This window comes from Bradyrhizobium iriomotense, assembly GCF_030160715.1.
GTDB classification, from domain to species: domain Bacteria; phylum Pseudomonadota; class Alphaproteobacteria; order Rhizobiales; family Xanthobacteraceae; genus Bradyrhizobium; species Bradyrhizobium iriomotense.
In genome coordinates this window covers 133571-155906 of sequence record NZ_BSOW01000008.1, presented here as the reverse complement: position 1 = coordinate 155906, position 22336 = coordinate 133571, and the positions used below count along the sequence as shown (strand labels likewise).

Here is a 22336-nt window from a genome sequence, read left to right as displayed (position 1 = left end):
CATTGCGAACCGCGACGCGAAGAAGGCCGTCAGCTTTCGCGTCGAACTACTTTTTTGCTTTGCTCGAGCATCGCTTCGAGTTCTTGTTCGAGCGATCGCGGCGAAATGCCGAGCACTCGAAACCCCGGCAAGTTGTCCGAGGCTGTGGTGTCGATCCGCATAAGCTCGACCTGATTGCGGGTGAGGGGCGGGTGCGGCAGGACTTCAGCGACACTGGCCAATGCATCCCACAAGGCGAACGGAATTCGCATCGGCACCGTCCGCAGGCCTGCGGTACGGGCAATGGTCCGCAACAACTCCTCGTATGAATAGACGCGTGGGCCGGCCAGTTCGTAGACAGGATACGGCTTTTTACTCTGCCGCAGAACTTGTGTGATCGCTGCCGCAACATCATCCGCGTACACCGGCTGGAGCCTCGTTCTGCCGTCGCCGAATATCGGATAAGCCGGCAGAGCCCGAACCAGCCTGAGAATTGTCGTGAGAAAGCCGTCGTCCGACGCAAACATCACAGCTGGGCGTATGATGACCGCGCCAGGGAATGCGGCCTGCACGGCGGCCTCGCCTTCGCCGCGACTGCGAATATAGGGCGAAGGCGAGGCCGCGTCGGCGCCGATTCCCGATAGGTGAACTAGCCGTGTGGCCCCGACCCGCCGCGCGACGCTCGCGATCCTGGCGGCGGCTTCGACATGCGCCGAGTGAAATGTTTCGCTTCCGTGCTCGACATACAGGCTAATGGCGTTGACCACACCATCGGCGCCCGCAACGGCGGCCTCTACGGAGCGCTCGTCGTGTGCGTCGGCGGCGATCTGTTTGACGGCGTCGCCCTCAATCCCCCGAGGATGCCGCGAGGCGATGCGCACCGTGATGCCGGACTCGCACAAATAGCGCACGATGCGACGGCCAACAAAGCCGGTTCCTCCAAACACGGTTACGCAGCTCATTCGCTGATCGATCCAATGATCCTGGGCGACGCTCTTGATTGAGCCGTTAAGCGCAGTGCGGACTGCCTCAGCGGCCTCTGCCGGCGAACTACCCTTGTTGACGTGATGCCCGATGACATCGATCAAAATTTGCGCCGCAGGGCCGACCGTTTGCCACTCTTTCATTGCTTCATCGATCAGCGGCTCAGCTTCTGCGTATAGCTTGTGCGCCTGTTCGATGATCGGCTGTGCCCTATTGAGAAGATCGATCAGCGCCTTGCTCGCCGGCAGCGATTTCTCGATTTGCCTCAGCTGTGTCTCGCTGAGGCCGGAAACGTGACCAATCAGGTCAATGAGCCAGTGCTTTAACATAGTCCACCTTGCTGTTGGTTTTACAGCTGGCCAATCACCCGTGCAGGCCACGCGATGTCAGTTGGCTCTGAAGGAGTTCTGCCTTCATGGCCTTCACGTTCGTGAGCACGACGATCAGCTCTTTAGGCGGAGGCGTGCCCCTGGCAGGCGGCCGCGTTGGTTCCAAGCCGCCAGTCGAGACAAATGCGCCGCCGGGCTCGAGTTGCGTTGCTCCGGCGGTTTTCAGACTGGGCCGTCAAATTCCCAGCGCAGTAGGCTGGGCGCCACCGATCAGGGGATGAGGACCGCGGCGAATGCCATGGCGATGGGAAGCAGCCCGAGGCCGATCGCGCCCGCTCTGTACGCAACTGCCTTGTCGAGTAACAATCTGGATGGGTGACGCATGACCAAGTCCTCTGCACGCAGAACCTAGCTTGAGAGGAGCATGCACCCGCTGAAGGAAATGCGCTAGGGCTTCGTCTCGCAGTGCATCGATGAACGATGGCTGAACCTTGGCTGGATGCCGGCTTCTGGCCCCTGAGCTGACCTAACGCGAAGTCTACATGGACCAACCAACAGTCTTTTTGATGTTTTCACTGATGGCCGCTCACGGGGCCCTGGTTCCTTTCGGCTCGCGCGTGCCGCAAGCCGTGCCGCCTACGCGCTCTCCGTCTCCCGGTGTACGTCGTGCACGACGAGGCCCATGCCTTCCTCGGGCATCTTGATCCAGTCGCGACGCTTCAGCGTGCGTTTGGTGTCCTCGTAGCCGCTCGTCCAGTGCTCGCGCATCGAAGTGCCCGAGAACTCGTGGTCCTTGGCATCGCCCTCGTAGGCTTTCTGCTGATAGATCAAATGCAGGATCGCGATCTCGGGCATGTTGCGCAGGCTCGCCTTGAGCTGGCGCTCCTCGTCGGACAACTGCTCGTCGGGAAGCTTCGCCAGGGCTTTGTAGAGCACGACCTTCAGATTGTGCGTCCGGCGATAGACGTCGGTGTTGTGGCGCGTGCGCGAGGAATACATGATGTCCTTGTGGCGGGCCATCACGTCCTGGATCGAGCGCGGCAGCACGCCGCGGGCGCTGAACAGGTCGACCTGAAACACAAGCGAATTGAGATCGTCCTCCTGGTCGAGCAGGTGCTGGAGCGGCGTGTTGGAGACGATGCCGCCGTCCCAGAAATGATCGGTGCCGATCCGGACCATGGGCAGGGCCGGCGGCAGAGCACCGGAGGCCATGACATGCTCGGGCGCGATCTCGTCATGGGAATTGTCGAAATAGATGAAATTGCCGGACAGCACGTTCACCGCGCCGACCGCGAAGCGCATCTTCTTCTCGTTGATCAGGTCGAAGTCGACGAGCTCGCGCAGGCTGTCGCGCAAGGGCCCGGTGTCGTAGTAGCTGGTCGCGGTCCTCGCGCCGACGGGGCTGAGCCAGGGATTGACCTGGTGCGGGGTGAAGAATCCGGGCTGGCCCAGCGCCGAGGTCATCCACGCGCTGGTGAGGTTGCGCCACTGGCGGAAGACGTCGCCATCAGGCGTGTAGTGCCAGATCTTGCGGTTGGTGATGCGCTCCCAGAAGATGCGGAGTTGATCGAGCCGCTTCTCCGGCTTGTTGCCGGCGATGATCGCCGAATTGATCGCGCCGATCGAGACGCCGCAGATCCAGTCGGGCTCGATGCCGGCCTCGTGCAGCGCCTGATAGACGCCGGCCTGATAGGCGCCGAGCGCGCCGCCGCCTTGTAGCACCAGCGCGACGCGGTCGCAGCGCTCGGGCCGCCAGCCCCGCGTAAGGGGTTGATGCGTCTGATGTGTCGGATGCGACGTCCGGGCGTCCATGGGGGTGCCTCCCTGCCTTGGTTCGGACGATTGCGCCCCGCAATGACGTCGTGATGACAATTTTCGCGCCGATGCGTGGTGTGCATGCAGGTCAACCGGGGCGGGAATGGCGAGAGGTCGCCCCTCTGACGGAAATCCTTCACATCGCGGTCAATGATGATCGCTAGCAATCGTGATAGCCTTGGTGCCGGATGGGCGTCACAGAAAAATCACGCAAGGAGATCAGCGATGCGCAAGGAAGACGTGCTGCGACTTCCATCCATGCCGGCTGCCGGACCGAGCTATCCGGCCGGCCCGTACCGCTTCATCGACCGCGAATTCCTCGTCATCACCTACGAGACCGATCCGGATCTGATCCGCGCCGGCCTGCCTGAGCCGCTGGAGCCGATCGACCAGCCGATCGTGCATTACGAATGGATCAGGATGCCGGACTCCTCCGGCTTCGGCAGCTACACCGAATCCGGCCTCGTGATCCCCGCGCGTCTGCACGGCGAGGAGGTGAGCTTCGTCTCGCAGATGTATCTGGATGACGATCCGCCGATCGCTGCAGGGCGCGAAATCTGGGGCTTTCCAAAGAAATACGCCCATCCCAAGCTCGAAATCGTCAAGGATACGCTGACCGGCACGCTGGAATATGCTGGCCAGCTCGTCGCCATGGGAACGATGGGCTACAAGCACGAGAGCATGGCCGGCAACGGCGATCTCACCCGCGCGACGTTGTCGAAGACGCAGATCAATCTGAAGATGATCCCGGGCGTCGACGGCCATCTCGAGGTCTGCCAGCTCGTGGCGATCAACCTCATCGACATCGTGCCGAAGGGTTCCTGGATGGGGCCTGGCCGGCTGCACCTCGTGCCGCATGTCAATGCGCCGGTTGCCGATTTCCCGGTCCGCCGCGTCGTCGGCGCGCATCATTACATCGCCGATCTGACGCTGCCGTTCGGCCGCGTCGTTCATGATTACGTCAAGGAGGCCGCGGCGGCAGCCGCGACAGGGCTGGCGGCGGAGTAGGGCGGCGCCCCGTCATCATCAAGCTGTAACACACGCGTATTTGAGTACCCGTGCGGGTTCCGGCGGGCGGCATCGGCCCGCCGGAGAGATCACATCCTTTGACCGCGGGGGTTGGCATGGCTGAGCCGGCAAAGATCGTCAGCGCGATTTCGGACGCCGCATCTGCAATTCCCGGACTGGTATGGGCTTTTCGCCTGCACGGCGACGGCAGCGCCGAAGCGTTGCCAATCGACAGGCCGATCGAGTTCACCCATGACGGCCGCCTCTGGCTGCACTTCAACCTGACCGATGCACGGGCGCGGCCGTGGATCGCCGAGTCCGGCCTGCCGCCGCTTGCGCGCGATCTGCTCCTGTCCAAGGATACGTTTCAGCAGCTCCACGTCATCGACGATTGCGTCTATGGCGTGTTTTCGGACCTCGTGCGCGACGTCGAGAGCGCGACCGAGGACACCGCGTTCCTGCGCTTTGCGATGACCGAGCGGCTGCTGGTCAGCGGCCGTCACCAGGCGTTGTGCTCTGCGGACGCGACGCGGCGGGTGCTGGAGGGCGGCTATCGCGTCGCGAACGTCGCCGGCCTTCTGGAGAAGATCGTCGACGAGGTCGCCGACACCATGGACCGCATGGCCGACAAGATCGGCCAGGACATCGACGGCATCGAGGAGCGCATCGCCGCCGACGCCACCGAGCCCGAGATGCGCCGCAGCCTGAGCCGGCTGCGTCGGACCTGCGTCAGGCTGCATCGGCAGCTCACGGGCCTGCGTATCCTGTTTCACCGCCTCGACCTCAAGAGCCCCGAAAATATTCCGCCCGCGCTGCGGCTTCACGCAGCCAAGCTCGCGCAACGCCTCGACGGGCTCGACCACGACATCGTCGAACTACGCGAGCGCAGCCGCCTGCTCGAGGAGGAACTGCACTTCAAGACCGAGGAAGAGAGCAACCGCCACCTTCACACGCTGTCGATCGTAACCACGCTGCTCCTGCCGCCCACGTTCATCACCGGCATATTCGGCATGAACACCAAGGGCCTGCCGCTCACCGACGTCGAGACCGGCTTCCTCTACGCCGTCGGATTGATGGCTTGCTCGGTCGCGCTCGCCTATTTCTTCATGCGGCGCATGGGCATCCTCAAATAGCGCACGCCAGCCGGTATCAGCCATGTGTGCGAAGTAATGCCCTTGTTGCGAAGTCCGGTCGCAATCGTGGCGGCGTGTCTTGCAGGCGCCTTGGCTGCCACGAGCGCGCTCGCGGGCGCCAAGGATGAAAGTGCAGCCGAATGGCTGACGCCGAAATGGTTCAACGACTGGCATGATGGGCTCGCCAACAAGGGCCTGAATTTCGGCGCCACCTATATTTTCGACAACATCGGCAACGTCTCGGGCGGTGTCTCTTGCGGCGCCATCCATCTCGGGCGCTTCGATTTCTCGGTTGATGCCGATCTCGAGAAACTTGTCGGTTGGACCGGCGGGCGCTTCTACGCCAACGCCTACGAGATCTACGGGCGCGGGTTGACGCGCAATTTCATCATGAATCTCGCTACGATCAGCGAGATCGAGGCGCTGCCCGACACGCGGCTCTACAACGCCTATTTCGAGCAGAGTCTGTTCGATGGCAGGTTGAACATCAGGGCGGGCCAGCAGGCGGCGGACGTCGAATTCTTCGACAGCGAGACCGACGACCTCTTCATCAACGGCACCTTCGGCTGGCCGGCCATCAAGGCCACCAACCTGCCGGCCGGCGGCCCGGCGCCGCCGATCGCGGTGCCCGGAATTCGGATCAAGGCCGCGGTTTCGGACAACGTCACCGTCTTTGGTGCGGTGTTCAACGGCAATCCGGCGCGGCCCGGCGACGGCGATCCGCAGACGCGCGACAATCACGGCCTGGCGTTTCGCGTCAATGATCCGCCATGGCTCATCGGGCAGGTCCATTTCGATTATCACCTCGATATCGGCGGAAGCTCGCTCGCCGGCAACTTTACCCCCGGAGGCTGGTATCATTTCGGCGATTTCGACAGCCAGCGCTTCACTGTCGAAGGCCTTTCGATCGCCGACCCCACCGGGACCGGAATCCCGGCAAAGCTTCGCGGCAATTATGGAATCTACGCCGTCGTGGAGCAGGCGCTCTGGCGGCCGGCGGGCGTCAGCGAGAAGACCGTCTCGGCGTCGCTGCCGGGCGTCACGGCGTTCGGCCGCATCGCCTACAGCCCGCCGGACCGCAACCTGATCGACCTTTATCTCGACGGTGGCGTCGGCTTCGTCGGCTTTACCCCCGGCCGGCCGCTCGACCGGTTCGGCGTCGGGATGGCCTATATGCGGATTTCGGGCTCCGCCCGGAGCCTCGATGTCGACACCCAGTTTTTCAGCGGCATCCAGAGTCCCGTGCGCAGCAATGAGACCCTGCTCGAAGTGATCTACGAGGCGCACATCAAGCCGGGCTGGCTGCTGGCCCCATATTTTCAGTATGTGTGGCGGCCCTCCGGCGGCATCCCGAATCCGAACGACCCGACCGGCCTCTCGCGCATCGGCGATGCCGCCGTGTTCGGGCTGACCACGACGCTCAGATACTAGGCCTGCACTTCACCGGCTCGCGGCCAGCGCCACAGCAGGCTTTGGATGTCGCGCCAGCGCCAGCACGATCAGCGCGGCGAACACGCAGAGTGCGCCCGCAATGAAGAAGGCTGGCAGGTAGCTCGCCAGCAGTGTCCGCGACAGACCGGCGCCAAAGGCGGCGGTGCCGGCGCCGAGCTGGTGGCCGGCAAAAATCCAGCCGAACACCAGATTGGCGCGTTCGGGGCCGAATTTTTGCGCCGTCAGGCGCACCGTCGGCGGCACGGTGGCGATCCAGTCGAGACCGTAGAACATCGCAAACAGCGACAGGCCGTAGAAGGAGAAGTCGCTGAAGGGCAGGAACACCAGCGAGAGCCCGCGCAGGCCGTAGTACCAGAACAGCAGCCAGCGATTGTCGTAGCGATCGGACAGCCAGCCGGACATGATGGTGCCGAAGAAGTCGAAGATGCCCATCGCCGCGAGCAGGCCCGCGGCCTGCACCTGCGGGATGCCGAAGTCGAGGCACATCGGGATCAGGTGGACCTGGACCAGGCCGTTCGTGCTGGCGCCGCAGACGAAGAAGGTTGCAAACAGGATCCAGAACGCGCTCGACGTCGAGACGTCGCGCAGCGTGCCGAGCGCAACGGCCGTGATCGGCGCGTGGCTGACCGGCGGGGTGGGCAGGGGCTCGCTGCCCTCGTCGCCGAACGGGCGCAGGCCGACATCGCTCGGCCGGTCGCGCATCACGAGCGCCACGGCGGTTGCGGAGACGCCGAGCATCACGCAGACGAAGCTGAGTGCAAGGCGCCAGCCGAAGCGTTCGGTGAGTATCGCAAGCAGCGGCAGGAACACGAGCTGCCCGGTGGCGACGCTCGCGGTCATGATGCCGACCACGAGGCCGCGCCGCGCGGCGAACCAGCGCGTGGCGATGGTGGCGCCCAGCACCAGCGCTGTCATCCCGGTGCCGATGCCGATCACGACGCCCCACAACAGCATCAGCTGCCAGACCTGCGTCATCGCGAGCGAGGCCACCAGCGCCGAGACGACGATGAGCTGCGCCGTCAGCGTCACGTTGCGCAGGCCGTAGCGGTTGAGGAGGGCGGCCGCGAACGGCGCCATCAGGCCGAACAGGATGAAGCGGATCGAGAGCGCCGAGGAAATCTCCGCGGTGCTCCAGCCGAATTCCTTCTGCAGGGGAACGATGAACACGCCCGGCGCGCCGACGGTACCGGCGCTGATCAGCGCGGCGAGGAAGGTCACGCCGACCATCACCCAGCCGTAGTGGATGTTGCGGCGGCCGAGCGCTGCCGCGAGCCAGTTCGAAATCATTGTGCCCCAACCTTACCTGGAGGATTTAGCGTGACCTGTTCGAGCCTGGCATTTTGGCACGAGCCGCGCGCGTCTAAAATGCCAGACTTCCCTCGATTTCGGCCACGCCGCCTAGCGCGCAAAACGTTCGACCGCAATCGCGGTCGCTTCGCCGCCGCCGATGCACAGCGCTGCGACGCCGCGCTTGAGGTTCTGCGCCTCCAGCGCATGCAACAGTGTCACGATCAGCCGCGCGCCGGTGGCGCCGATGGGATGGCCGAGCGCGCAGGCGCCGCCATTGACGTTGAGCTTCTCTCTTGCGATGCCGAGATCGCGCTGCGCGGCCATGGCGACCACGGCAAAGGCCTCGTTGATCTCGAACAGGTCGACGTCATCCACGCTCCAGCCGACCTTGTCCAGCAGCTTGCGTATCGCGGGGATCGGCGCGGTGGTGAACCATTGCGGCTCCTGGCTGTGGGTGGCGTGACCCTTGATCTCGGCGAGCGCGGGCAGGCTATTGCGATCGGCAAGCGCGCGCCTTGTCAGCACGAGCGCCGCCGCGCCGTCGGCATTGGCGGACGACGCTGCCGGCGTGATGGTGCCGTTGGCGCGGAACGCCGGCTTCAATCCGGGGATCTTTGCCGGATCGACCTTCAGCGGATGCTCGTCATTGGCGATGATGCGGGGACCGGCCTTCTCGCTCAGCGTGATCGGTGCGATCTCGGCCCTGAACGCGCCGCTCTCCACCGCCTTGCGCGCGCGGCTCAACGTCTCCATCGCAAAGGCGTCCTGGTCCTTGCGGGTGAACTGATAGGCTTCCGCGGTCGCCTCGCCGAAGTCGCCCATCGAGCGGCCGGTCTCATAGGCGTCCTCCAGCCCGTCCATCATCATGTGGTCGATGATGCGGTCATGGCCGGCGCGGTAGCCGCCGCGCGCCTTCGCCAGGAGATAGGGCGCATTGCTCATGCTCTCCATGCCGCCGGAAACGACGATGTCGGCCGAGCCGGCGCGGATGATGTCGTGCGCCAGCATGGTCGCCTTCATCCCGGACCCGCAGACCTTGTTGACGGTCGTCGCCCCGGTCCCGTCGGGGAGGCCGGCGGCGCGCGCGGCCTGGCGGGCCGGTGCCTGGCCTTGGCCTGCGGGCAGCACGCACCCCATGAAGACCTCGTCGACCTTCTCGGGCGCAAGCTTTGCGCGTTCCAGCGCTGCGGAAATCACGTGGGAACCGAGTTTGTGCGCAGCGAGGGGCGACAACTCGCCCATGAAACGGCCGAGTGGCGTGCGGGCGGCGGAGACGATGACGACGGGATCTGCGGCCATGGCGGGCTCCCTGGGATGTTGGTTGTAAGATTATGATCATCATATGATGCGCCGCAAAAAATGCAACCGGGCCCGTCATGACAAATTATCGTGCGTGGGATGAGATTTGTGGAGGTTGTGTTTCGAGGCGGACTGAGCTTGTGCCTCACACGACGCCGTCATCACCCGCGAAAGCGGGTGATCCAGTATTCCAGAGGCAGCGCGAGGATACGGATAAGCCGCGGCGTACTGGATGCCCCGCTTTTGCGGGGCATGACACCGTGTTTGATGCGAGCTTACCGCTTCCGATTGACGAATTCCTGCATCAGCCGCGTCGGCTCGTCCGTCAGGAACGACTCGCCGAACACCTTGACGCTGAGATTGACCGACTCGGTGAGCGGCAGTTCCTCCCATTGCCGCAGCAGCGCCTTCTGCGACCGCAGCGCTTCGGGGCCGCATGCGAGCAGCGCCTTCACGGTGTGCTCGACCGCCTCGTCGAGTCCGCCCTCCGGCGCAACCTTGTCGACGAGACCCCAGGCCAGCGCCGTAGGCGCGTCGATGTTGTCCGCCGTCATCACCAGCCAGCGCGCGCGGCCCCAGCCGATCAGGCGCGGCAACAGCGCCGCATGGATCACCGAGGGGATGCCGACGCGCACCTCCGGCATGCCGAAATGCGCATCATGCGCGGCGATCCGGAAATCGCAGGCGGCAGCGACCTCGAGCCCGCCGCCGAGGCACCAGCCCGGCATCCGCGCGATCACGGGAGCAGGGAAGGTCCTCACGGCTTCGCAGAGATCGCGCAGGCACGAGATGAACGCCTCCGCCGACGTCTGGTCGAGCTTCGCCATCTCCTTGATGTCGGCGCCGCCGATCAGGCTCTTCTCGCTCTGGCCGCGCAGCACCACCACGCGGATGCTGCGGTCGGCGGCGAGACGCTGCAGGCCGTCGCGCATGGCGTCGGTGACCGGCGAGCTCAAGATGTTGAGCGAGCCGGCATTGCAGATCGTGACATGGACGACGCCGCGCGCATCGCGCGTCACGCCGCAGTGGGAATTGAGCATTTCCATCGTGAGAACTCGAACGTTTAGTGGACGCGTGCGGAACGCACAGGGTCAACGTCACTTCCGGTCCGAAACGCCGCGCTTGTCAAGCGTGGAAAAGATGGAGTTGCCAAGGGCGAAATCCGCCCTATAGTATGACGTATGTCATATAAAAGAGGCCGCCATGACCGCATCCGATACGATTGAGCTGTTCTCGCCGGCGCTCCGGCGCGAGCGGGTGGTGGGCTGGCAGGCGCCGGGGCCGGTCGCCAAGGCCGCCATAGGACTATCCGGCATCGAGGTCATGGAGGCGATCCGCGACGGCCGGCTGCCCGGTCCGCCGCTTGCGATGCTGATCGGCTTCACCATGGCCGCGGTCGAGCCGGGCCGGATCGTGATGGAACTGGAGCCGCGCGAGGATCTCGAAAACACCATCGGGCTTCTGCATGGTGCGACCGCAGCAGCACTGCTCGACACCGCCATGGGTTGCGCGATCACGACCAGGCTGGAAGCCGGCCAGGGCTCGGTCACGCTCGATCTGAAGCTGACCTTCCTGCGTCCGCTCTCGGTCCGCTCGGGACTGATCTCGGCCGAAGGCAAGGTCATCAAGCTCGGACGCCAGACCAGCTACACCGAAGGCTTCGTCCGCGATGGCAAGGGTGCGCTTGCGGTGCATGCAACTGCAACCTTTTCCATGATCGGCAATGTCTTAACATGAATTTAATCCGCTGCCTGATCCAATTCTGTGTTATGAGATGATCTCCGACATTCAATGAGACCGGCATGCGCTATTCCAGGGAACACAAGCAGGAAACCCACGACCGCATCGTGAGGAAGGCCTCCGTACGGCTGCGGGAGAAGGGCGCCCACGGCATCGGCGTCGCCGACCTCATGAAGGAGGCGGGCCTGACCCATGGCGGGTTCTATGCGCATTTCGATTCCCGCGAGGCGCTGGTGATCGAGGCCTTTGCCTACGCCATGGATCGCTCCATGGATCACTGGCGCAAGATGACCGGCGAGGTCGCTTCCGAGAAGCGGCTGGCGCTGATCGCGGAGAGCTATCTCTCCGCGCTGCACCGCGACGATCCCGGCCATGGCTGCTCGATCCCCGCGCTCGGCGCCGAGATCGCCCGCGAGAGCCCGAAGACGCGAAAAGCCTTCGCCGGCAAGCTCGACGAGATGATCGAGATGATGGCCGATCACGTCACCGGCGTGCCGCGCAAGGCCGCGCGCAAGCAGGCGATCGCGACACTTGCGACGATGGCCGGCACCATGCTGCTGGCGCGAATTGCCGGCGCGAGCGAGTTGTCCGACGAGGTGCTCAAGGCGGGCAGGGACACCGCCCTCGACAGCGCGCGTCGCGAACCAGTCGCCAAGAAGCCGCGTGAGAAGCAGAACTAGGCGAGGTGCCGTAGGGTGGGTCAGCGAAGCGGAACCCACCTCTTCTCTCGAGGCGGCCAAAGCATTGGGTTACGCCTTCGGCTAACCCACCCTACAATTCACCGCCCCGCAAATAGCGCGCGCTCGCGCTCCACGATCTCGCAGATGTAATCCGCCACGGCGCGGATGCGCGCCAGATCCTTGCTGTCGGCATGCATCAGCATCCAGAAGGTGCGGGTGATCGAAATCTCCGCAGGCAGCACCGGCCGAAGCTGCGGATAATCGGCCGCCATGAAATGCGGCAGCACCGCGATGCCGAAACCCGCGAGCGTGGCGTTGAGCTGCGCGATCAGATTGGCGCTGCGGAATCGTGCGGAAATCTTCGGCGACACCTGCGGCAGATAGTCTAGCTCCGGCGTGAACAGCAGCTCCTCGATATAGCCGACGAAGCGATGCTGCGGCAGCGCCTCGCGCGAGGTGATCTCTGGGAAGCGATCGAGATAGGCGGGGGCGGCGTAGAGCCCGAGGCGATAGTCGAGCAGCTTGCGGCCGACGATGCGGCCTTCCTTCGGCATGGTCAGGCTGATCGCGATGTCGGCCTCGCGCTTGGAGAGGCTGAACAGCCGCGCCGTAGCCACAAGTTGCAGATCGAGATCGGGATACCGGTCCGCAAATGGCGCGAGCCGCGGCGCGAGGAACGCGGTGCCGAACCCGTCGGGCGCGCCGATCCGCACCGTGCCGGTCAGCCGTGCGAGCGAGCCGCCGACCTGTTCCTGGTTGGCGACGATGGTCGATTCCATCGCCTCCGCGCTGTCGGCGACGCGCTGGCCGGCTTCGGTGAGGAGATAGCCTGTCTTGCGCCGGTCAAACAGTTTTGCCGAGAGGTGCTTCTCCAGCCGGTCGACGCGGCGGATCACCGTGGCATGGTTGACGCCGAGGTGTTTTGCCGCAGCCGACACCGAGCCGCCCCGCACGATGGCCAGCACGAAGCGGAAGTCGTCCCAATCGATCGCGCCTTGATCCAGCATTTTCGCACATCTATGGTGCATTATCTCAGACTTGAATCCTATAAAATGCAGGTCAATAGGATTTGTCAAAGCGATCAAGGCTCGGCCTCAGGGAGATCATTCCATGCGCTCAATCGGACATTTCATCGGTGGCAAGGAGGTCAAGGGCAATTCGGGCCGGACGGCCGACGTGTTCGAGCCGATGACCGGCGAGGTCCAGGCCAAGGTGGCGCTGGCCTCAAAAGCGGAGGTTCGCGCGGCGGTCGAGAACGCCCGCGCTGCGCAGCCGGAATGGGCCGCGACCAACCCGCAGCGCCGCGCCCGCGTGATGATGAAGTTCCTCGAGTTGGTGCAGCGCGACTACGACAAGCTCGCCGAGCTGCTCGCGCGCGAGCACGGCAAGACCGTTCCCGACGCCAAGGGCGACATCCAGCGCGGCCTCGAGGTCGCCGAATTCGCCTGCGGCATTCCGCATCTGATGAAGGGCGAATACACCGAAGGCGCCGGCCCCGGCATCGACATCTACTCCATGCGCCAGCCGCTCGGCGTCGTCGCCGGCATCACGCCGTTCAACTTCCCGGCGATGATCCCGATGTGGAAGTTCGCGCCTGCGATCGCCTGCGGCAATGCGTTCATCCTCAAGCCCTCGGAGCGCGATCCGGGCGTGCCGATGAAGCTCGCCGAGCTGATGATGGAGGCCGGCCTGCCGGCCGGCATCCTCAACGTCGTCAACGGCGACAAGGAAGCGGTCGACGCCATCCTCGACGATCCCGACATCAAGGCGATCGGCTTCGTCGGCTCGACGCCGATTGCGCAATACATCTACGAGCGCGCAGCCCAGACCGGCAAGCGCTGCCAGTGCTTTGGCGGCGCCAAGAACCACGCCATCATCATGCCCGATGCCGATATGGACCAGACCGTCGACGCGCTGATCGGCGCCGGCTACGGCTCGGCCGGTGAGCGCTGCATGGCCGTCTCGGTCGCCGTTCCCGTCGGCAAGACCACCGCGGATCGTCTGATGGAAAAGCTGATCCCGCGCGTCGAGTCGCTCAAGATCGGCACCTCCGTCGATCCCTCGGCGGATTACGGCCCGCTGGTGACGCGCGAGGCGGTCGAGAAGGTGAAGAACTATATCGATATCGGCATCAAGGAAGGCGCGACGCTCGCCGTCGACGGCCGCGGCTTCAAGATGCAGGGTTACGAGAAGGGCTTCTATCTCGGCGGTTCGCTGTTCGACAACGTCACCAAGGACATGCGGATCTACAAGGAAGAGATCTTCGGCCCCGTGCTCTCGGTGGTGCGCGCGCACGACTATGGCGAGGCGCTGGCGCTGCCGTCCGAGCATGATTACGGCAACGGCGTTGCGATCTTCACCCGCGACGGCGACGCGGCGCGCGACTTCGCCGCCAAGGTCAATGTCGGCATGGTCGGCATCAACGTGCCGATTCCGGTGCCGATCGCCTATTACACCTTTGGCGGCTGGAAGAAGTCCGGCTTCGGCGATCTCAACCAGCATGGTCCGGACTCGATCCGCTTCTACACCAAGACCAAGACGGTGACCTCGCGCTGGCCGTCCGGCGTCAAGGAGGGCGCGGAATTCTCGATCCCGCTGATGAAGTAATTCCCTCGGCCGTCATTGCGAGGAGCGTAGCCACGAAGCGATCCAGAGTCTTTCCGCGGAGACAGTCTGGATTGCTTCGCTGCGCTCGCAATGACGACGGAGTGAAAGGGTAGGCAGCAGCATGCAGTTCGCTCTGAACGAGGATCAGATCGCGGTTCGCGACATGGCGTTGGCGTTTGCGGCTTCGAGGATCGCGCCGCATGCGCTCCGGTGGGACGAGGAGAAGCACTTCCCCGTCGATGTGATGCGCGAGGCGGCTACGCTCGGCATGGGCGGCATCTACATCCGCGACGACGTCGGCGGCTCCGCCATGACGCGGTTCGATGCGGCGCTGATCTTCGAGGCGCTTGCGACGGGCTGTCCGACCACTTCGGCCTTCATCTCCATCCACAACATGGCGTCCTGGATGATCGATGCCTTCGGCAGCGACACCCAGCGCCGCAAATGGCTGCCAAAGCTCTGCACCATGGAGCTGATCGCGAGCTATTGCCTGACCGAGCCGGGCGCAGGCTCGGATGCGGCGGCGCTCCGCACCCGCGCGGTACGCGACGGCGACACTTACGTGCTCAACGGCCAGAAGCAGTTCATCTCGGGCGCTGGCGGCACCGACGTGCTGGTCGCGATGGTGCGGACCGGCGGTGACGGCGCCGGCGGCATCTCGACCCTCGTGATCGACGGCAACACGCCCGGCGTGTCCTTTGGCGCCAATGAGCGCAAGATGGGCTGGAATGCGCAGCCGACCCGCGCCGTGATCTTCGAGAACGCGCGGGTGCCGGTGGTCAATCGCCTGGGCGAGGAGGGCATCGGCTTCAAGATCGCGATGGCCGGCCTCGACGGCGGCCGCCTCAACATCACGGCTTGCTCGCTCGGCGGCGCCCAGACCGCGCTCGACAAGGCGCGCAGCTACATGAAGGAGCGCAAGGCTTTTGGAAAACGTCTCGACGAATTCCAGGCGCTGCAATTCCGTCTCGCCGACATGGCGATCGAGCTCGAGGCCGCGCGCACGTTTTTGTGGCGCGCCGCCGCCGCGCTCGATCGCAAGGATCCGGATGCGACGATGCTCTGCGCGATGGCCAAGCGGTTCGGTACCGACATCGGTTTCGAGGTTGCCAACCACGCGCTCCAGCTTCACGGCGGCTACGGATACCTCAGCGAATACGGCATCGAGAAGATCGTGCGCGACCTGCGCGTGCACCAGATCCTCGAAGGCACCAACGAGATCATGCGGCTGATCGTGGCGCGCAAGCTGATCGAGGGCGCGCGATGACGGTGGTCGAAGAGGGCGATCTGATCGCGCGGGTCGAAGGTTCGGCCGGGGTGATCCGGCTCAACCGCCCCAAGGCCATCAATGCCGTGACGCTGGAGATGTTTCGCGACATCGACAAGGCGCTCGACCGCTTCGAGGCGGATCCCGCCGTCAGCGTGGTCCTGCTGGAGGGCGCCGGCGAGCGCGGCCTTTGCGCCGGAGGCGATATCCGCGCTCTCTGGGAGAGCTCGAAGGTCGACGGCGATCTCGGCAAGATCCTGTGGCGCGAGGAGTACATCCTCAACGCCCGCATCAAGAAGTTCCCGAAGCCCTACGTCGCCTTCATGGACGGCATCGTCATGGGCGGCGGCGTCGGCCTGTCGGCGCATGCAAGCCATCGCGTCGTCACCGATCGCACCAAGCTTGCGATGCCCGAGGTCGGCCTCGGCTTCTTCCCCGACGTCGGCGGCACGTACCTGCTGTCGCACGCGCCCGGCGAGATCGGCACGTTCTTCGGCTTGACGGGCCAGACGATGAACGGTCCGGACGCGATCTATGCGAAGTTTGCAGATGCTGTCGTGTCCGCTGCAAAACTGCCGGAGCTGCGCGAGGCGCTGACGAAGGTTCCTCCGTGTGCGACCGCGGCCGAGGCGAGCAAGCTCATAAGCAGCTTTGCAACCGGTGAGACAGCGGGGCCCGTGGCCGCAAGGCAGGCGACAATCGATGCGCTGTTCGCCTTCGACCGCATGGAGGACATCGTCGCTGCGCTCGCGCGCGACGGCTCGGAGTTTGCGCAGGCGACGCTCAAGACGCTCGGCGAGAAATCGCCGCGCGGCATGGTGGTGACGCTGAAGCTGTTGCGATTGGCGCGGCAATCGCGCTCGCTGGAAGAGAGCCTCGTCCGCGAATATCGTGCCGCGCTCGAAGTCTTCCGCAGCGACGATTTTCGCGAGGGCGTGCGTGCCGCCGTGATCGACAAGGACCGCAATCCCAAATGGTCGCCGCCGCGGATCGGGGAGGTCACGCCCGACATGGTCGCGCCGTACTTCGCCGAGATCGGCGCCGACGAGCTGAAATTCAACTAGCAGAGCGAAACGCGCTCAAGCGGAGGAAACGAAGATGGCCACGATCGCATTCATCGGTCTCGGCAACATGGGCGGCCCGATGGCGGCTAACCTGGTCAAGGCCGGCCACAAGGTGGTCGCGTTCGACCTCGTCGAGGCTTCCCGTAATCAGGCCAAGGCCGATGGCGCGGCGATTGCCGAGAGCGCGACCGGTGCCGTGAAGGGCGCCGAAGTCGTCGTCACCATGCTGCCGGCCGGCAAGCATGTGCTCGGCGTCTGGAGCGACGTCGTTCCGACCATGAGCAAGGGCGCGCTGATCATCGACAGCTCGACGATCGACGTCGAAAGCGCGCGACAGGCGCATGCGCTGGCGGCCAAACACGGCGTGCTTTCCGTGGATGCGCCGGTCTCCGGCGGCACTGGCGGCGCCAAGGGCGCCACGCTCACCTTCATGTGCGGCGGCGAGGAGAAGGCCTTTGCGGCGGCAAAACCCGTGCTGGAGAAAATGGGCAAGAAGATCGTCCATTGCGGCGGCACCGGCGCCGGTCAGGCGGCAAAGATCTGCAACAACATGATCCTCGGCATTTCCATGATCGCGGTGAGCGAGGCCTTTGCACTCGCCGAAAAGCTCGGTCTTTCGCATCAGGCGCTGTTCGACGTCGCCTCGACCTCATCAGGCCAGTGCTGGTCGCTGACGACCTATTGCCCGGTGCCGGGCCCAGTGCCGACGTCGCCCGCCAACAACGACTACAGGCCGGGCTTTGCCTCGGCGCTGATGGTGAAGGATCTGACGCTGGCGCAGGACGCCGCGAAGGCCGCGGGCGCAGCAACCCCGCTCGGCAAGCATGCGCAGGAGCTCTATCAGTCTTTCGACGCAGCCGGTCACGGCGGGGTGGATTTTTCCGGAATTATCAAGCACGTTAGGGGGCTGGCCGGGAAAACTTAATGACGACCTTTCAGGAAGCGCGCGCGTTTCTGCTTCACAACCGCACGGACTACGACGCTGCGGTCAAAGGCTTCCGCTGGCCCGATCCGGGTCCCTTCAACTGGGCGCTCGACTGGTTCGACGCCGAGCTCGCGGCGAACGCGGAAAGCAAGGATCGGCCCGCGCTCTGGATCGTCGATGCCGCGCAGGACCGGCAGACAAAACTCTCGTTTGAAGCACTGGCGCGTCGCTCCAACCAGGTTGCCAACTTCCTCCGCGCCCAGGGCCTGAAGCGCGGCGATCATCTCCTGCTGCTGCTCGGGAACGTCGTTCCTCTCTGGGAGACCATGCTCGCGGCGATGAAGCTTGGCGTCGTCGTGATTCCCGCGACCACGCTGCTCACTGCCGATGAGCTGCGCGATCGCCTCGATCGCGGCAAGGCGAGGGCGGTGGTGGCGGCACAGGACCAGGTCGCGAAGTTTGCGAGCCTCGGTGCCGACGGTCTCGTTCGCATCGTGGTGGGCGCGGCCTCGGACGGTTGGCTCGCCTTTGACGAGGCCGCGAATGCGTCCGAGACATTTGCGCCTGATGGTCCCACAAATGCCGACGACCCGATGCTGCTCTATTTCACCTCGGGGACCACGGCAAAGCCAAAGCTCGTGCGGCACAGCCAGCGCAGCTATCCGGTCGGTCATCTCTCCACGATGTACTGGCTGGGCTTGCAGCCCGGCGACGTCCACCTCAACATCTCCTCGCCCGGCTGGGCCAAGCATGCCTGGAGCTGCTTCTTCGCACCGTGGAATGCCGGCGCGACCGTCTTCGTGGTCAACCAGCCGCGCTTCGACGCCAAGGGACTGCTCGCCACCATCGGCCGCTGCGGCGTCACGACGCTGTGCGCGCCGCCGACGGTGTGGCGGCTGTTCATCCAGGAGAACCTCGCCGCGTTCAAGGTGTCCTTGCGCGAGGCCTGCGGCGCCGGCGAGCCGCTCAATCCGGAAGTCATCGACCAGGTGCGCGCCGCCTGGGGGCTGACGATCCGCGATGGCTACGGCCAGACCGAAACCACGGCGCTTGCCGGCAATTCGCCGGGCCAGAAGGTCAAGATCGGCTCGATGGGCCGGCCGCTGCCGGGCTTTCGCGTGCAGATCAGCGACGCCGACGGGAACCCTGCGAAGGAGGGCGAGGTGACGCTCGTGCTCGGCGATAGCCGTCCCGCCGGCCTGATGCAGGGCTATCAGGGCGACGACGGCAAGCTGTCCGGCGTCGAGGGCGAGCTCTATCGCAGCGGCGACGTCGTATTCGCGGACGAGGAGGGCTATCTCACCTTCGTCGGCCGTTCCGACGACGTCTTCAAATCCTCAGACTACCGCATCAGTCCATTCGAGTTGGAAAGCGTCTTGCTCGAGCATGAGCTGGTGGCGGAAGCCGCCGTGGTGCCGAGCCCGGATCCGATCCGGCTCGCAATTCCCAAGGCGTTCGTGCTGCTGACCTCAGGCGCCGAGCGTTCGCCGGAGACGGCGTTGTCGATCTTCAGGCATCTGCACACGCGCCTTGCGCCCTTCAAGCGCATCCGCCGCATCGAGATCGTCACCGAGCTGCCGAAGACGATCTCTGGAAAAATCCGTCGCGTGCAGCTACGTCGGCTCGAGCGCGACGATGATCGCGGCGATCCCCTGCGTGGCCGGGAGTTTCGGGAAGAGGATTTTCCGGAGTTGCCGAAAAGTAGGGGTGAGACCTGAAACGAAGTACGCTTGTCATTCCGGGGCGCGCGGAGCGCGAGTCCGGAATTCATTGCGCAACAGACGCTGTGGCACGATGGATTCCGGGTTCGATGCTGCGCATCGCCACGGAATGACGGCAGTTGGGAGTTGTTAAATGAACGAAATCTGGAAGAAGCCGCCGATCTCTCTCGAGGCCTATCAGGCCCTGGTCGGCAAGGAGGTCGGCGTGTCGTCGTGGCACCTGATCGATCAGCCACGCATCAATACCTATGCCGACGTGATCGAGGATCACCAGTTCATCCACGTCGATCCCGAGCGCGCGAAGAAGGAGACCGCGTTCGGCACCACGATCGCGCATGGCTTCCTGACGATGTCGCTGATGTCGATCATGTCCTATGAGGTGATGCCGGTGATCGCCGGCACCACGGTGGGTGTCAACTACGGTTTTGACAAGCTGCGCTTCATCTCGCCGGTGCGTTCGGGCAAGCGCGTCCGCGGCCGGTTCGTGCTCGCCGAGGCCAAGCTCCGCAAGCCCACGGAGTTGCAGTCCCGCACCAACGTCACAGTGGAGATCGAGGGCGAGGACAAGCCGGCGCTCGTCGCCGAGTGGCTGGGGTTGATCTATTTCGCGTAGTTTCACGCGTCATGGCCGGGCTTGACCCGGCAATCCATCACTGCTCAAAAGCTGCCCAGCGCGACGATCTCACCCTCTCCCCTTGTGGGAGAGGGTGGCATCGCGGAACGCGAAGCCGGGTGAGGGTATCTCTCCCCGAGCGCGTCTGTGGAGAGATACCCCTCATCCGGCGCGCTCAGGAGCGCAATTGCGCTCCAAAGCGCGCCACCTTCTCCCACAAGGGGAGAAGGAAGAAAGGAAGCAACACTCATGGCAATCAGATTTGACGGACGCGTCGCCATTGTCACCGGCGCCGGCAATGGTCTGGGGCGGGCGCATGCTTTGGGGCTCGCGAGCCGCGGGGCCAAGGTCGTGGTCAACGATTTCGGCGGCGCGCGCGACGGTACCGGAGCCTCGCTGTCGCCGGCGGAGGCCGTCGTCGAGGAGATCCGCAAGGCGGGCGGCACCGCGATGGCCGACGGCGCCGATGTCTCTAATTTCGACCAGGTCACTGCGATGGTCGAGCGCGCCACCAGGGAATGGGGCAGCGTCGATATGCTCTGCGCCAATGCCGGCATCCTGCGCGACAAATCGTTCGGCAAGATGGAAGCGGCGGACTTCCAGAAGGTGCTCGACGTGCATCTCGTCGGCACGTTCTACTGCTGCAAGGCGGTGTGGGCCGGCATGCGCGAGCGCAACTACGGCCGCATCGTGCTGACCACCTCGTCCTCCGGCCTCTATGGCAATTTCGGCCAGGCCAACTACGGCGCGGCGAAGTCCGGCATGGTCGGCCTGATGAACGTGCTGGCGGAAGAGGGCCGCAAGGCCGACATCCGCGTCAACATCATCTCACCGACGGCCGCCACTCGAATGACGGAAGAGCTGCTGCCGCCACAGGCGTTGCAGCTGATGAAGCCGGAAGCGATCACGCCGGCGGTCGAATACATGCTCAGCGAGGACGCGCCGACCCGCACCATCATGGGCGCCGGCGCTGGCTCGTTCGCGGTGATCAAGCTCATCGAGAGCGAGGGCATCAACCTGGCCGAGTCCGACTGGACGCCCGACGCGATATCGGCGCATTTCGCTGAGATCAGCGACATGTCGAAGGCCAAGGCGCTGCAGGGCGCATTCGAGCAGACGCAGAAGTACGTTGCGCAAGCGGCTGCACGGGCCGGGGTAAAACTCTGACAAACGTCGCCGTCATCGGGGCCGGTCCCGCCGGGCTGATGGCGGCGGAGGTGTTGGCAGCAGGCGGCGCTGCCGTCACCGTCTATGAAGCCATGCCGTCTGCGGGGCGCAAATTCCTGATGGCTGGCCGCGGCGGGCTCAACCTCACGCATAGCGAGCCGCTGCCGCAGTTCCTCGCGCGCTACGGCGAGGCGGCACTGAGGCTGCAAGGCGCAATCGACGCGTTTCCGCCAGGCGCGCTGCGTGAATGGTGTGAGGCGCTGGGTGAGCCGACCTTCGTCGGCACCAGCGGGCGTGTGTTTCCGAGGGCGTTCAAGGCGTCGCCGTTGCTGCGGGCGTGGCTACGCCGGCTCGACGCCGGCGGCGTGGCGTTTGCGTTTCGTCACCGCTGGACCGGATGGGATGACAAGGGACGGCTGCTGTTTCAGGCGCCCTACGGCCCTTCCAGCATCGACGCCGCGGCCACCGTGCTGGCGCTCGGCGGCGCGAGCTGGCCGCGACTTGGTTCCGATGGCGGCTGGACAAGAATGCTCGCCCAGAAGGGCGTGACGATCTCGTCGCTGCGGCCGGCGAATTGCGGCTTCACTGTCGCCTGGTCCGAGGTGTTCCGGACGCGCTTCGAAGGCGAGCCGCTGAAAGGTATTGCCCTCGTCTTTGGCGGACACACGGTGCGCGGCGAGGCGGTCATTACGCGAACCGGCATCGAAGGCGGCGCGGTCTACGCGTTGTCGGCCGAATTGCGCGAGTCGATTATGGCAACGGGCGAGGCGATTCTGCACGTTGCACTACGGCCGGATCTCGACCGAGGCGATCTGGTCAAACGACTCTCCGTGCCGCGCGGAAAGCAGTCGGTCTCCAACTTCCTGCGCAAGGCTGCTCAGCTCTCACCCGTCGCCGTTGGCCTGTTGCAAGAGGCCGCGATCAATGAGGGGCTGTCGCTCTCCTCGCTGCCGCCCGGACGCCTCGCCGAGTTGATCAGCGCCGTGCCGATCAAGCTTGCGGGCGTGGCGCCGATCGCGCGCGCGATCTCGAGCGCCGGTGGCATTTCGCTCGACGAGCTCGACGCCGATTTCATGATCCGCAAGCTGCCTGGCGTCTTCGCGGCCGGTGAAATGCTGGACTGGGAGGCGCCGACCGGCGGCTATCTGTTGCAGGCGTCGTTTGCGACTGGTGCTGCCGCGGGCAGGGGCGTGTTGAAATGGCTCGCTATCTAAAACTTCGTCATTGCGAGCGAAGCGTAGCAATCCAGAGTGTCACCGCGGG

At 64.7% G+C, this 22336-nt stretch carries 19 protein-coding genes; 13 read left to right on the top strand and 6 right to left on the bottom strand.

Going from position 1 to position 22336, the window contains the following annotated elements:
• Positions 1 to 29: 29 nt before the first annotated feature.
• On the bottom strand, positions 30 to 1292 hold the full coding sequence (locus tag QQL28_RS13715; RefSeq protein ID WP_284265840.1) for a complex I NDUFA9 subunit family protein: 1263 nt from the start codon (positions 1290 to 1292) through the stop codon (positions 30 to 32).
• A 636-nt stretch (positions 1293 to 1928) separates the two neighbouring features.
• The gene (locus QQL28_RS13710) at positions 1929 to 3104 is read right to left on the bottom strand and encodes a patatin-like phospholipase family protein (protein ID WP_284265839.1); all 1176 of its coding nucleotides are present in this window, start codon (positions 3102 to 3104) and stop codon (positions 1929 to 1931) included.
• A 228-nt stretch (positions 3105 to 3332) separates the two neighbouring features.
• Here QQL28_RS13710 and QQL28_RS13705 point away from each other — a divergent pair, with 228 nt between their 5' ends.
• From QQL28_RS13705 to QQL28_RS13695, 3 genes are all read left to right on the top strand, one after another.
• Positions 3333 to 4115 carry an acetoacetate decarboxylase gene (locus QQL28_RS13705; RefSeq protein ID WP_284265838.1) on the top strand — a complete coding sequence of 261 codons (783 nt, stop codon included), beginning with the start codon at positions 3333 to 3335 and terminating at the stop codon, positions 4113 to 4115.
• 116 nt (positions 4116 to 4231) lie between these two features.
• Complete coding sequence (locus QQL28_RS13700; protein ID WP_284265837.1) at positions 4232 to 5248, top strand: transporter; 1017 nt, start codon at positions 4232 to 4234, stop codon at positions 5246 to 5248.
• A gap of 36 nt (positions 5249 to 5284) precedes the next feature.
• Complete coding sequence (locus QQL28_RS13695) at positions 5285 to 6679, top strand: carbohydrate porin (RefSeq protein ID WP_348522495.1); 1395 nt, start codon at positions 5285 to 5287, stop codon at positions 6677 to 6679.
• Between the two features lie 9 nt (positions 6680 to 6688).
• Here QQL28_RS13695 and QQL28_RS13690 read toward each other — a convergent pair whose 3' ends face one another.
• The 3 genes from QQL28_RS13690 to QQL28_RS13680 form a co-directional block, all read right to left on the bottom strand.
• On the bottom strand, positions 6689 to 7987 hold the full coding sequence (locus QQL28_RS13690; RefSeq protein WP_284265835.1) for an MFS transporter: 1299 nt from the start codon (positions 7985 to 7987) through the stop codon (positions 6689 to 6691).
• Between the two features lie 111 nt (positions 7988 to 8098).
• Positions 8099 to 9289: an acetyl-CoA C-acyltransferase gene (locus QQL28_RS13685; RefSeq protein WP_284265834.1), complete on the bottom strand. Its 1191-nt coding sequence runs from the start codon at positions 9287 to 9289 to the stop codon at positions 8099 to 8101.
• Positions 9290 to 9564: 275 nt separating this feature from the next.
• Complete coding sequence (locus QQL28_RS13680; RefSeq protein WP_284265833.1) at positions 9565 to 10335, bottom strand: enoyl-CoA hydratase; 771 nt, start codon at positions 10333 to 10335, stop codon at positions 9565 to 9567.
• A gap of 157 nt (positions 10336 to 10492) precedes the next feature.
• Here QQL28_RS13680 and QQL28_RS13675 point away from each other — a divergent pair, with 157 nt between their 5' ends.
• Together QQL28_RS13675 and QQL28_RS13670 are read left to right on the top strand one after the other, a co-directional pair.
• Positions 10493 to 11026, top strand: a complete 534-nt coding sequence (locus QQL28_RS13675) for a PaaI family thioesterase (protein WP_284265832.1) — start codon at positions 10493 to 10495, stop codon at positions 11024 to 11026.
• Between the two features lie 65 nt (positions 11027 to 11091).
• Positions 11092 to 11709 (top strand): TetR/AcrR family transcriptional regulator, encoded by a 618-nt coding sequence (locus QQL28_RS13670; RefSeq protein ID WP_284265831.1) that lies wholly within the window; start codon positions 11092 to 11094, stop codon positions 11707 to 11709.
• 98 nt (positions 11710 to 11807) lie between these two features.
• Here QQL28_RS13670 and QQL28_RS13665 read toward each other — a convergent pair whose 3' ends face one another.
• Positions 11808 to 12716, bottom strand: a complete 909-nt coding sequence (locus QQL28_RS13665; protein WP_284265830.1) for a LysR family transcriptional regulator — start codon at positions 12714 to 12716, stop codon at positions 11808 to 11810.
• A gap of 103 nt (positions 12717 to 12819) precedes the next feature.
• Between QQL28_RS13665 and QQL28_RS13660 the strand changes: the two genes are divergently transcribed.
• From QQL28_RS13660 to QQL28_RS13625, 8 genes are all read left to right on the top strand, one after another.
• The gene (locus QQL28_RS13660; RefSeq protein WP_284265829.1) at positions 12820 to 14316 is read left to right on the top strand and encodes a CoA-acylating methylmalonate-semialdehyde dehydrogenase; all 1497 of its coding nucleotides are present in this window, start codon (positions 12820 to 12822) and stop codon (positions 14314 to 14316) included.
• A 121-nt stretch (positions 14317 to 14437) separates the two neighbouring features.
• Entirely contained in the window at positions 14438 to 15583 is a 1146-nt protein-coding gene (locus QQL28_RS13655; RefSeq protein ID WP_284265828.1) for an isobutyryl-CoA dehydrogenase, read from the top strand.
• Positions 15580 to 16647 carry an enoyl-CoA hydratase/isomerase family protein gene (locus tag QQL28_RS13650; RefSeq protein WP_284265827.1) on the top strand — a complete coding sequence of 356 codons (1068 nt, stop codon included), beginning with the start codon at positions 15580 to 15582 and terminating at the stop codon, positions 16645 to 16647. The genes QQL28_RS13655 and QQL28_RS13650 overlap by 4 nt, the downstream gene beginning before the upstream one ends.
• A gap of 34 nt (positions 16648 to 16681) precedes the next feature.
• Positions 16682 to 17572: a 3-hydroxyisobutyrate dehydrogenase gene (gene mmsB, locus QQL28_RS13645; protein ID WP_284265826.1), complete on the top strand. Its 891-nt coding sequence runs from the start codon at positions 16682 to 16684 to the stop codon at positions 17570 to 17572.
• Positions 17572 to 19290, top strand: coding sequence for an AMP-binding protein (locus QQL28_RS13640; RefSeq protein WP_284265825.1), 1719 nt, complete (start codon positions 17572 to 17574; stop codon positions 19288 to 19290). Before mmsB ends, QQL28_RS13640 begins: the two co-directional genes overlap by 1 nt.
• Positions 19291 to 19426: 136 nt before the next feature.
• A complete protein-coding gene (locus tag QQL28_RS13635) occupies positions 19427 to 19906 on the top strand; it encodes a MaoC family dehydratase (protein ID WP_284265824.1) in 480 nt (159 codons plus the stop codon).
• Positions 19907 to 20155: 249 nt separating this feature from the next.
• Positions 20156 to 21073 carry an SDR family NAD(P)-dependent oxidoreductase gene (locus tag QQL28_RS13630; protein ID WP_284265823.1) on the top strand — a complete coding sequence of 306 codons (918 nt, stop codon included), beginning with the start codon at positions 20156 to 20158 and terminating at the stop codon, positions 21071 to 21073.
• A complete protein-coding gene (locus tag QQL28_RS13625) occupies positions 21070 to 22287 on the top strand; it encodes a BaiN/RdsA family NAD(P)/FAD-dependent oxidoreductase (RefSeq protein WP_284266178.1) in 1218 nt (405 codons plus the stop codon). Before QQL28_RS13630 ends, QQL28_RS13625 begins: the two co-directional genes overlap by 4 nt.
• The last annotated feature ends 49 nt before the right edge of the window (positions 22288 to 22336 follow it).

Excerpts from the sequence above, each read along its gene's own strand:
- QQL28_RS13635 (WP_284265824.1), top strand. The coding sequence starts at position 19,427 with ATGAACGAAATCTGGAAGAAGCCGCCGATCTCTCTCGAGGCCTATCAG.
- QQL28_RS13640 (WP_284265825.1), top strand. The coding sequence starts at position 17,572 with ATGACGACCTTTCAGGAAGCGCGCGCGTTTCTGCTTCACAACCGCACG.
- QQL28_RS13665 (WP_284265830.1), bottom strand. The coding sequence starts at position 12,716 with ATGCTGGATCAAGGCGCGATCGATTGGGACGACTTCCGCTTCGTGCTG.
- QQL28_RS13660 (WP_284265829.1), top strand. The coding sequence starts at position 12,820 with ATGCGCTCAATCGGACATTTCATCGGTGGCAAGGAGGTCAAGGGCAAT.
- QQL28_RS13710 (WP_284265839.1), bottom strand. The coding sequence starts at position 3,104 with ATGGACGCCCGGACGTCGCATCCGACACATCAGACGCATCAACCCCTT.
- QQL28_RS13675 (WP_284265832.1), top strand. The coding sequence starts at position 10,493 with ATGACCGCATCCGATACGATTGAGCTGTTCTCGCCGGCGCTCCGGCGC.
- QQL28_RS13650 (WP_284265827.1), top strand. The coding sequence starts at position 15,580 with ATGACGGTGGTCGAAGAGGGCGATCTGATCGCGCGGGTCGAAGGTTCG.
- QQL28_RS13705 (WP_284265838.1), top strand. The coding sequence starts at position 3,333 with ATGCGCAAGGAAGACGTGCTGCGACTTCCATCCATGCCGGCTGCCGGA.
- QQL28_RS13680 (WP_284265833.1), bottom strand. The coding sequence starts at position 10,335 with ATGGAAATGCTCAATTCCCACTGCGGCGTGACGCGCGATGCGCGCGGC.
- QQL28_RS13695 (WP_348522495.1), top strand. The coding sequence starts at position 5,285 with ATGCCCTTGTTGCGAAGTCCGGTCGCAATCGTGGCGGCGTGTCTTGCA.
- QQL28_RS13655 (WP_284265828.1), top strand. The coding sequence starts at position 14,438 with ATGCAGTTCGCTCTGAACGAGGATCAGATCGCGGTTCGCGACATGGCG.
- QQL28_RS13700 (WP_284265837.1), top strand. The coding sequence starts at position 4,232 with ATGGCTGAGCCGGCAAAGATCGTCAGCGCGATTTCGGACGCCGCATCT.
- QQL28_RS13685 (WP_284265834.1), bottom strand. The coding sequence starts at position 9,289 with ATGGCCGCAGATCCCGTCGTCATCGTCTCCGCCGCCCGCACGCCACTC.
- QQL28_RS13715 (WP_284265840.1), bottom strand. The coding sequence starts at position 1,292 with ATGTTAAAGCACTGGCTCATTGACCTGATTGGTCACGTTTCCGGCCTC.
- QQL28_RS13670 (WP_284265831.1), top strand. The coding sequence starts at position 11,092 with ATGCGCTATTCCAGGGAACACAAGCAGGAAACCCACGACCGCATCGTG.
- QQL28_RS13690 (WP_284265835.1), bottom strand. The coding sequence starts at position 7,987 with ATGATTTCGAACTGGCTCGCGGCAGCGCTCGGCCGCCGCAACATCCAC.
- QQL28_RS13630 (WP_284265823.1), top strand. The coding sequence starts at position 20,156 with ATGGCAATCAGATTTGACGGACGCGTCGCCATTGTCACCGGCGCCGGC.
- mmsB (WP_284265826.1), top strand. The coding sequence starts at position 16,682 with ATGGCCACGATCGCATTCATCGGTCTCGGCAACATGGGCGGCCCGATG.